General features: G+C 72.5%; 7 protein-coding genes. 4 read left to right on the forward strand and 3 right to left on the reverse strand.

Going from position 1 to position 9,314, the window contains the following annotated elements; all coding sequences use genetic code 11:
- From ACOV8S_RS23630 to ACOV8S_RS23640, 3 genes are all read right to left on the reverse strand, one after another.
- On the reverse strand, positions 1 to 1,445 hold a 1,445-nt coding region (locus ACOV8S_RS23630; protein ID WP_448320076.1), incomplete at its 3' end, for an exo-alpha-sialidase.
- Positions 1,446 to 1,520: 75 nt separating this feature from the next.
- The gene (locus tag ACOV8S_RS23635) at positions 1,521 to 2,492 is read right to left on the reverse strand and encodes an acetylxylan esterase (RefSeq protein WP_448320078.1); all 972 of its coding nucleotides are present in this window, start codon (positions 2,490 to 2,492) and stop codon (positions 1,521 to 1,523) included.
- Positions 2,493 to 2,742: 250 nt separating this feature from the next.
- Complete coding sequence (locus tag ACOV8S_RS23640; protein ID WP_448320080.1) at positions 2,743 to 3,495, reverse strand: FadR/GntR family transcriptional regulator; 753 nt, start codon at positions 3,493 to 3,495, stop codon at positions 2,743 to 2,745.
- Positions 3,496 to 3,637: 142 nt separating this feature from the next.
- On the opposite strand from ACOV8S_RS23640, the gene ACOV8S_RS23645 reads away from it, so the two are divergent.
- The 4 genes from ACOV8S_RS23645 to ACOV8S_RS23660 all read left to right on the forward strand — a co-directional run bounded on the left by ACOV8S_RS23645 (position 3,638) and on the right by ACOV8S_RS23660 (position 9,279).
- Complete coding sequence (locus ACOV8S_RS23645; protein WP_448320082.1) at positions 3,638 to 5,233, forward strand: ABC transporter substrate-binding protein; 1,596 nt, start codon at positions 3,638 to 3,640, stop codon at positions 5,231 to 5,233.
- 79 nt (positions 5,234 to 5,312) lie between these two features.
- On the forward strand, positions 5,313 to 6,263 hold the full coding sequence (locus ACOV8S_RS23650; protein WP_448320083.1) for an ABC transporter permease: 951 nt from the start codon (positions 5,313 to 5,315) through the stop codon (positions 6,261 to 6,263).
- On the forward strand, positions 6,263 to 8,233 hold the full coding sequence (locus ACOV8S_RS23655; RefSeq protein WP_448320085.1) for a dipeptide/oligopeptide/nickel ABC transporter permease/ATP-binding protein: 1,971 nt from the start codon (positions 6,263 to 6,265) through the stop codon (positions 8,231 to 8,233). Before ACOV8S_RS23650 ends, ACOV8S_RS23655 begins: the two co-directional genes overlap by 1 nt.
- On the forward strand, positions 8,230 to 9,279 hold the full coding sequence (locus ACOV8S_RS23660; RefSeq protein WP_448320087.1) for an ABC transporter ATP-binding protein: 1,050 nt from the start codon (positions 8,230 to 8,232) through the stop codon (positions 9,277 to 9,279). Before ACOV8S_RS23655 ends, ACOV8S_RS23660 begins: the two co-directional genes overlap by 4 nt.
- Positions 9,280 to 9,314 lie beyond the last annotated feature (35 nt).

Raw genomic sequence — 9,314 nt, forward strand, 5'->3', positions numbered from 1 at the left:
CCGTAGGAGTGCTGGGTGCCGCGGACCTGGTAGTCCGCGGTGACCGCCACGTTGCCGGCGGCGGTGCCGGCCGGGACGGTGACGGGGATCTTGACGTTGGCGCCCTGGCCCGGCTTGAGCGCGGGCATGGTGACGGAGGGGGCGCTCCAGCCGGAGGGCAGCTTGAGCGAGACCGCGCCGGTCGGGAGGTCGACGTCGTTCTGGCTGACGACGCGGACGGTGACCTCGGTGGTGCGGCCCGCGGGCAGAGCGGCGGGCGGGGTGACGGTGACCGGGGCGCAGACCCCGCCGAGCCAGGCGAGGTCGAAGGACGAGTAGGTGATGTGCTGGTGGTTGGCGCGCTCCCACAACAGGCCGACCCGGGCGTTGCCCATGCCGTCGCCGAGCGGGGTGAGCGTCGAGTAGGCGGCGGAGCCGGCCTCGACCACCTTGCGCACCGGCCAGTTCTGCCCGTTGTCGCAGGACAGGCGGACGGTCAGGTTGCTGCGGCTGTTGGTGGTGGCCGTGTTGCTGAACAGCAGCCAGGAGGCCCGCGGGTGCGAGGGAGCCGCGTCCGGCGCGAACCGGATGACGGAGCCGTTGTTGGCGGGGTCGGGCAGTTCGGTGTCGCGCTGGAAGGGCGTGTAGGTGACGCCGCCGTCCGAGGAGTGGGCGACCGTGCGGTAGGGCGCGGAGCGGTTGTTGAGCATGACGCGTCCGTCGGAGAGCTCGACCGTCTTGTTCTCGTCGCCGCCCGGTCCGACGGGGGTGCCCATCCTCCAGGTGGCGCCGTGGTCGTCGCTGTAGGCGCTGACCGCGTAGTTGGCGCCGTTGTTCCTGATGGCGTACTGCTGGATCAGCCGGCCCTTGTGGGCGCCTTGCCGCAGCTGGATGCCCTCGCCGGAGGCGGCGAACATGCCCGCCCAGGCCGGGTTCTTGATCTCGGCGGTGATGCGCTCGTGCTTCCAGGTCAGGCCGTCGTCGTCGGAGTAGCTGTAGTCGGCCTGCAGGACGTTCGGGTCGCTCTCGTCGTTGCCGGTCGCCGAGCCGAAGAAGCCCTGGTTCACGGAGGCCGCGTAGAAGACGAAGATCCGGCCCGTCACCCGGTCGACGAGGAGGCTGGGGTCGCCGTACCCCTTGGGCGCGGCGTCCTTGCGCACGACCTGCTGCGCCTGCCAGGTGGCGCCGCCGTCGGTGCTGCGCCGCATGACGACGCCGAGGTTGCCGGGGAGGTCGCCGAGGGTGGGGCGGGCGTCGTAGGCGGCGATCAGGGTGCCCTTGGTGGTCCGGGTCAGGGCGGGGATGCGGTAGTAGGGCGAGCCGGTGCCCGCGGTGGCGATGTCCTGCGAGGTGAGGGCGGCCGCGGCGACGGCGCCGCTCTGCGCGGGGGCGCCGTGGGCGCCGGTGGTGAGGCCGAGCAGGGTCAGACAGGCGGTGCCGAGGACCAGGGAGACTTTGCGTTGCATGGACGTGCCTCTTCTCGGGAGTGCGGTCGGACGGTCGGGACGTGCGCGGAGCGGTGGAACACCGTGGCCTGGGGCTCAGGAGGCGGAGAACAGCTCCTTCACCCAGGCGAGTTGGGCGCGCCGGTGGTGACCGCCGCCGCCCTCGTGGCCGTTGAACTCGTAGACCCTCAGGTCCTTCGGACCGCCGTAGCGGTGGTAGGCCGCGAAGCAGGTGGAGGGCGGGCAGACGGCGTCCATCATGGCGACGGAGAAGAACGCGGGCGCGGTGGCGCGGGAGGCCAGCACCGCGGCGTCGACGTAGGACAGCGAGCCGAGGACGGTGCCGGCGCGGTCGCGGTGCAGGCTCAGGTACTCCGCGATCTCGGTGTACGGCGGTTCCCCGGCGATCTGCGCCCCGCGCCGGATGTCGCACAGGAAGGGGACGTCGGGCATGACGCCGGCCAGGCCGGGGACGAGCGCGGCCACCGCGAGCGAGATGCCTCCGCCCTGGCTGTGCCCGGTGACCACGATCCGGTCGGGGTCCACGGCCGGGTGTTCACGGGCCGCCTCGACGAACCGCACGGCATCCGTGAACAGCCGCCGGTAGTAGAGGTCGTGGGGGTCCTCCACGCCGCGGGTGAGGAAGCCGGGGACCTCGCCGTTGAGGGTGGCCGTGTCGGGGGTGTCGCCCCCGGCCGTGGACCAGCCCTGGCCGCGGGTGTCCATGACGAGGTGCGCGTAGCCGGCGTTGGCCCACAGCACCTGCTCGTGCGCCAGGCCCCGCCCCCGGCCGTAGCCGAGGAACTCCACGACGCAGCCGAGCGGGAGGCCGGCGCCGGTGGGCAGGTGCAGCCATCCCCGGACGGTCTCGCCGGCGAAGCCGGGCACCGCGACGTCGAAGGTGGTCACCTGGGTGAGGCCGGTGTCCACGGGTGTCCAGCGGGGGGTGCCGCCGGCCGCGCGGGCCTCCCGCAGCGTCAGGTCCCAGAACGCGCCGAGGTCGGCGGGTTCGTCGAGTTCGGGCCGCAGCGCGAGGCACTCGGCGAGGGTGAGGTCCGTCAGTGGCATGAGAGGCCGCCCCGGTCGGTGCAGTCGATGACAGAAGAACAGACGTCTGATGTCTGCTGTTTGAGGACCTTAGAGATCCACAAGGCGGTCGTCAAGAGCGGGGTCCCGCGGTCGCCACGGGCGGGGAACCGTCGCCGCCGCGGCCGGGCGCCACGGCCGTCGCGGGCGAAGTGCCGCCCCGCCCCCGCGACTTGGGACGACGGTGGGGCCGGCCCGTGTCCGGACCGGCCCCACCGGAGGAAACACCCGGTCAGCGGCGGGCGCGGGCCTCCGCGATGCGCTGCCGGACCGGCGCGTAGTGGTCGGTCAGCGCGGCGGCGAACCGCACCGGGTCCCGGTCCCGGACGGCGTCCACTATGCGCTTATGGTGGGCGATGGTGGCCACTTCGTGCTCATGGGTGAAGACGTCCAGATGTGGCGCGACGATGACGTACACGTCCCAGAACGCCGTGGACAGCTGCCCGATGAGGTCGTTGCCGAGGGGGGCGAGGAGCAGGGTGTGGAAAGCGCGGTCGGCCACGACGAAGCCCTGCCCCTCCCCCGCTCCGGCCCGGCGCATCTCGTCGACGTGGCCTTCCAGCCGGTCGATCTGCTCGTCGGTGAGCGACTCCACGAGCCGTTCCGCCATGCCGCGTTCGAACAGCTCGCGGACCTCGACGAGATCGGACAGCACCTGGAAGTCGTCGTCGGGGCTGAGCAGGCCGCGGAAGGTCAGGCTCTCGACCAGCGCGGAGAGGCTCAGCCTTCCCACATACGTGCCGTGACCGTGCCGCACCTCGACGATGTCCAGCGCGGTCAGGATCCTGATGGCCTCCCGCACGCTGGACCGGCTGGCGCCCAGCGCCTCGCACAGGGCCGGCTCGGTCGGCAGCGGATCTCCCGGGCGCAGCTGGTTGCGCAGGATGTAGGCCTTGATGCCGTCCACGACCTCCTGTCGCAACGGCTGACGCGCCGGTCTCGGCTCCGGCTCCACGCGTCGGACAGCTCCTTGTCCCACCGCCACCTCTTGACCCCTCTCCACTGTCGGGCTACGTTCCCACGCTATCAAGGGTCGGACATCAGACGTCTGATGCATTCACCGAAGACGCCGTCCGCTACCCCGATCCTTCCTGATTCGCCCGTCATGTCTCCCGCCTGGAGGAACCTTGTCCCCGCGCAGCACTGCCGGCGTCGACCGCCGCGCCTTCCTCAGACTCACCGGCGCCATCGGCGCGGCGACCGCGATCACGGCCGGCCTGTCCGCCTGCGGGGGCCCGGGCAGCACCGCCGAGGGCTCCTCCGCCTCCGGCAGGGGCGCCGACACACTGGAGGCGGGCCTGTCCTACCCGCTCTCCACCGGCTTCGACCCGATGATCACCTCGGGCGCGACCCCGTACGCCGCGAACATGCACATCTTCGAGGGCCTGGTGGACCTCGACCCGGCCACGCTGGTGGCCCGGCCGACGCTGGCCACCGAGATGCCCAAGAAGATCAACGCGACCACCTACCGCGCCACCCTGCGCGAGGGCGCGACCTTCCACGACGGCTCCCCCGTCACCGCGGAGGACGTGGTCTTCAGCTTCGAGCGCGTTCTCGACCCGAAGAACGCCTCGCTGATGGCCCAGTTCGTGCCGTTCATCGACCAGGTGGTGGCGGTCGACGCGTCCACGGTCGAGTTCAAGCTGAAGCACCCCTTCGCGCTCTTCCCCTCGCGCATATCCGTGGTGCGCATCGTCCCCAAGAAGATCGCCGGCGCCGACGCCAAGGCCTTCGACGCCGAGCCGGTCGGCTCGGGTCCCTTCCGCTTCGTGTCGGCGGTTCGCGAGGACAAGATCGTCATGGAGGCCTACGACAAGTACAACGGCCCCCACCCCGCCAAGGTCCGGAAGATGACCTGGCACCTGATGTCCGACCCGTCGGCCCGGGTGAGCGCGCTGCGCTCGGGCCGGGTCCAGGCCATCGAGGACGTGCCCTACATCGACCTGAAGGGCTTCACCGGTGCCGACACGGTGGAGTCGGTCCAGTCCTTCGGGCTGCTCTTCCTGATGTTCAACTGCAAGGACGAGCGTTTCGCCGACAAGCGGGTGCGCCAGGCGCTGCACTACGCACTGGACACCGAGAAGGTCATCTCCACCGCGCTGCTGGGCCACGCCGAGTCCGCCACCGGCTACGTGCCCGACACCCACCCGGACTACCACGAGGCGGCCACCGTCTACGGCCACGACCCGGCGAAGGCGAAGAAGCTGCTGGAGGAGGCGGGCGTGAAGAAGCTGTCCTTCACCCTGCTGGTCACCGACACCGGCTGGGTCAAGGACATCGCCCCGCTGATCAAGGAGAGCTGGGCGGCGGCCGGCATCGAGGTGAAGCTCGACATCGCCCAGTCCCCCGCCCAGTACGCCAAGGTCGACAAGGGCGACTTCGAGGTGCTGGCCGCGCCGGGCGACCCGTCGGTCTTCGGCAACGACGCGGACCTGCTGCTGCGCTGGTTCTACTACGGCTTCTGGCCGGAGAACCGTTACGGCTGGACCGGCTCGGCCGCCTACAAGAAGGTCAAGGCGCTGCTCGACGAGGCCGCCCGGGAGGCGGACGAGGCCCGGCGCAAGGAGCTGTGGGGCGAGGTCACCGACCTGGTCGCCGAGGAGGCGGCCCTGTACCCGGTCCTCCACCGCAAGTTGCCCACCGCCTGGCGCAAGGGCGCCCTCACCGGCTTCGAGCCGCTGCCCACCACCGGTCTGTCCTTCGTCGACGTCGGTCGCGCCTGACCTCGTCCGTCCGGACACCGGGCCGCCGCCGTCCCCGCGGACGGCGGCGGCCGTCGCCCCGATCTCTAGGAACCTCACGATGGTTGCTTTTCTCCGGCTCGCGCTGCGCCGCGTCGCGATGATGCCGGTGATGGTCCTCGGCATCGCGCTGCTGGTCTTCGTGGTCCTGCAGTTCTCACCGGCCGACCCCGCGTACAACGCGCTCGGCGACTCCGCGAGCGCCGAGGCCCGCGCCGCGTTCGCCGCCGCGCACGGCCTCGACGACCCGCTGCCGGTGCGGTACTTCGCCTTCCTGGGCGATCTGGTGCGCGGGGACCTCGGTGTCACCGTGCCGCCCAGCCAGCCGGTCGCCGACCGGATCGCCACCGCGTTCCCGCTCACCCTCCAGCTGACGCTGCTGGGTCTCGCGCTGGCCGTCGTGCTCGCCCTGGTCCTGGGCGTGGTCAGCGCCGTGTACCGGGACCGCTGGCCCGACCAGGTCTTCCGGGTGCTGTCGATGGTCGGCATCGCCCTGCCCTCGTTCTGGCTGGGTGTGCTGCTCATCCAGCAGTTCGCGCTCAACACGCCGGTCTTCCCGACCGGCGGCTACGTCAACCCGGCCGATTCCTTCGGCGGCTGGCTGCGCGGCATGACCCTGCCCGCCGTCGCGCTCGCCCTGCCGGTCGCCGCCTCGCTGGCCCGCCTGGTGCGCACCGCGATGGTCTCCGAGCTCGACCGGGACTACGTGCGCACGGCCCGGGGCAGCGGGCTGCCGCCGTTCCTGATCATCCGGTCGGTGCTGCGCAACTCGCTGATCACGCCGCTGACGGTGCTCGGCGTCAAGGTCGGCTACATGCTCAGCGGCGCCGTGGTCATCGAGGCGATCTTCGACCTGCCCGGCATGGGCAAGCTGATCCTCGAGGGCGTCACCGGAGGCGACGTCGCACTCGTCCAGGGCACCGTGCTGACCATCGCGGTCGCCTTCCTCGTGGTCAACGTCGTCGTCGACCTGCTCTACCTGCTCGTCAACCCGCGTATCAGGACGGTGTGATGTTCGCCCCCCGATCCCTCGCCGAGCGGCTGTCACCCGGCACCCGCCTGCGCCGCCTGCAGGCGCCCTCACGGATCGCCCTGGTGATCCTCGTCGTGGTCGCGCTGGGCGCGGTGTTCGCCCCGCTGCTCACCCAGGACCCGCTCGCCACCGGCGCTCCCGCACAGCCGCCGGGCGCCGAACACTGGTTCGGCACCGACCGGGCCGGCCGCGACGTCTTCGCCCGCGTGGTGCACGGCGCGCGCTACTCCCTGGTGATCGGCCTCGGCGCGACCCTGCTGGCCCTGGTCGCCGGCTCCTGCCTGGGCGCCCTGGCCGCCACCTCGCGCAAGTTCGCCGACGAGGCGGTGATGCGCTCGCTGGACGTCGTCATGTCGTTCCCGCCGATCGCCCTGGCCGCCGTCCTGGTGGCCGTCTTCGGGCCCAGCGTCCCGGTCATCATCTTCACCATCGCGTTCGTCTACTCGCCCTCGCTGGCGCGCGTGGTGCGGGCCAACGTGCTGGAGCAGTACGGCGAGGACTACGTCGCCGCCGAGCAGGTGATCGGCGCCCGCCGCGGCTACATCGTGGCCCGGCACGTCGCCGTCAACTGCGCGGCTCCGGTGCTGGTGTTCGCGACCGTCATGGTGGCCGACTCGATCATCTTCGAGGCCAGCCTGTCGTTCATCGGCGCCGGGGTGCAGGACCCGGATCCGAGCTGGGGCAGCGTGCTGGCCTACGGCCGGCAGATCCTGCTGTCCGGCGGCTGGTGGGCGACCCTCTTCCCCGGTCTGTGCCTGCTGGTCACCGTGCTCGCCCTGAACGTCCTCTCCGAGGGCATGACGGACGCCGCGGCCTCCCCGGACAAGGCCCGCGCGGGCGGGGCGGGTCCCGACAAGGACGTCGTCGCCGCCCCCGTCGCCGAGGGCGCCGAGGTCGATGCCGCGCTCGCCGAGCTCGCGGTCCGGCTCGAGGCCACCGAACCGGCCGTCCCGCCGCTGCCCGAAGACGCCCCCGAGCTGCTGGTGGTCCGCGACCTGACGATCCGCTTCCCCGACCGTTACGGCGACACCCGGGTGGTCGACGGCATCTCCTTCACCGTCCGTGAGGGCGAGACCCTCGGTCTGGTCGGGGAGTCCGGCTGCGGGAAGTCCGTCACCAGCCTGGCCGTCATGGGCCTGCTGGCCCGCAACGCCGAGGCAGAGGGCGAGATCCTCTACCGGGGCCGGGACCTGCTGAAGCTGCCGCCCAAGGAGCGCCGCGCGCTGATGGGTCCGGAGATCGCCATGGTCTACCAGGACGCCATGTCCTCGCTCAACCCGTCGGTGCTGATCGGCACCCAGCTCAAGCGGCTCACCTCCCGCGGCGGCACGAGGCCCCCCGCCGAGCTGCTCGAGCTGGTCGGCCTGTCCCCCGAACGCACCCTGCGCAGCTACCCCCACGAGCTCTCCGGCGGCCAGCGCCAGCGCGTGCTCATCGCCATGGCCCTCTCCCGCAGCCCCCGGCTGCTCATCGCCGACGAGCCGACGACCGCGCTGGACGTGACCGTGCAGGCGCAGGTCGTCGAGCTGCTGATCGAGCTGCGCGACGAGCTCGGCTTCGCGATGGTCCTGGTCTCGCACGACCTCGCCCTGGTCGGCGACCTGGCCCACCGGGTGGCGGTGATGTACGCGGGGCAGGTCGCCGAGGCCGGCGACACCCGCGCCCTGCTCACCGACCCCGCCCACCACTACAGCCGCGGCCTGCTCGGCTCGGTCGTCTCCCTGGAGGCCGGCACGGAGCGGCTGCACCAGATCCGCGGTGTCGTGCCCGCGCCCCGGGCGTTCGGCGCCGGCTGCCGGTTCGCGTCCCGCTGCGCCGCCGCCACCGACCTGTGCGCCACCACCCCGCCGCCCGCCGCCGACCGCGGCGACGCCGGGGACCACCGGTTCGCCTGCCACCACCCGGCGCCCGCTCGGCGGCCGGCGAAGCCGCTGGAGAGCGCCCGATGACCGCCCCGAAGGACACCGCCATGGACCCCCTCATCCGGCTCGACCGCGTCCACGTCCGGCACAAGGCGCGCAGCGGCGGGCTCTTCCGCCGGGACGCCGTGCACGCCCTGACCGATGCCACCCTGGAGGTGCGGCGCGGGGAAATCCTGGGCCTGGTCGGCGAGTCGGGCTGCGGCAAGTCCACGCTGGCCCGCGTGGTGACCGGCCTGCAGCGGCCGACCGAGGGCCAGGTGCACTTCCGCGGCGAGGACCTGTGGGGCATGACCGCCGCCGACCGCCGTGAGCGGTTCGGCCAGGCCGTCGGTGTCGTCTTCCAGGACCCGTCCACCGCGCTGAACCCCCGGTTGTCCGTCCGGCAGATCCTGCGCGACCCGCTCGACGTGCACCGCCGGGGCACCCGCGCCGAGCGGGAGAGCCGCGTCGAGGAGCTGCTCGACCTGGTCGGCCTGCCCGGCCACACGCTGGAGGCGCTGCCCGGACAGCTCTCCGGCGGGCAGCGCCAGCGGGTCGCCATCGCCCGGGCCCTCGCCCTGGAGCCGGAGCTGATCGTCGCCGACGAGCCGACCAGCGCCCTGGACGTGTCGGTGCGCGCTCAGGTCCTCAACCTGCTGGTGGACCTGCGGGCGCGCCTGGGCCTCGGCATGGTGTTCATCTCGCACGACGTGCAGACGGTGCGGTACCTGGCCGACCGCATCGCGGTGCTGTACCTGGGGCGGGTCGTCGAGGAGGGCGGGGCCGCGCAGGTCACCGGGGCCCCGCGCCACCCGTACACCGAGGCCCTGTTGTCCGCCACGCCCAGCCTGCTGGAGCGCCCCGAGCGCATCGTGCTGCACGGTCCGGTCCCCTCGGCCACCAACCCGCCCTCCGGCTGTCCGTTCCGCACCCGCTGCTGGAAGGCGGACGACGCCTGCGAGACGGTCTTCCCGGCGGCCACGGACGGGGCGGGCGGCCACCGCTGGCACTGCGTCCACCCCCAGCCGGGCGACGGCACCGGCGCGGAGGCCTCGCCGGCGGTGAACGCCGCCGTCGCCGCCGCCAAGGGCTGACGGTTTCCGGCGCGGGCGGGCGTTCGGAGCCCTTC

The organism is Streptomyces sp. CO7, from assembly GCF_053474865.1.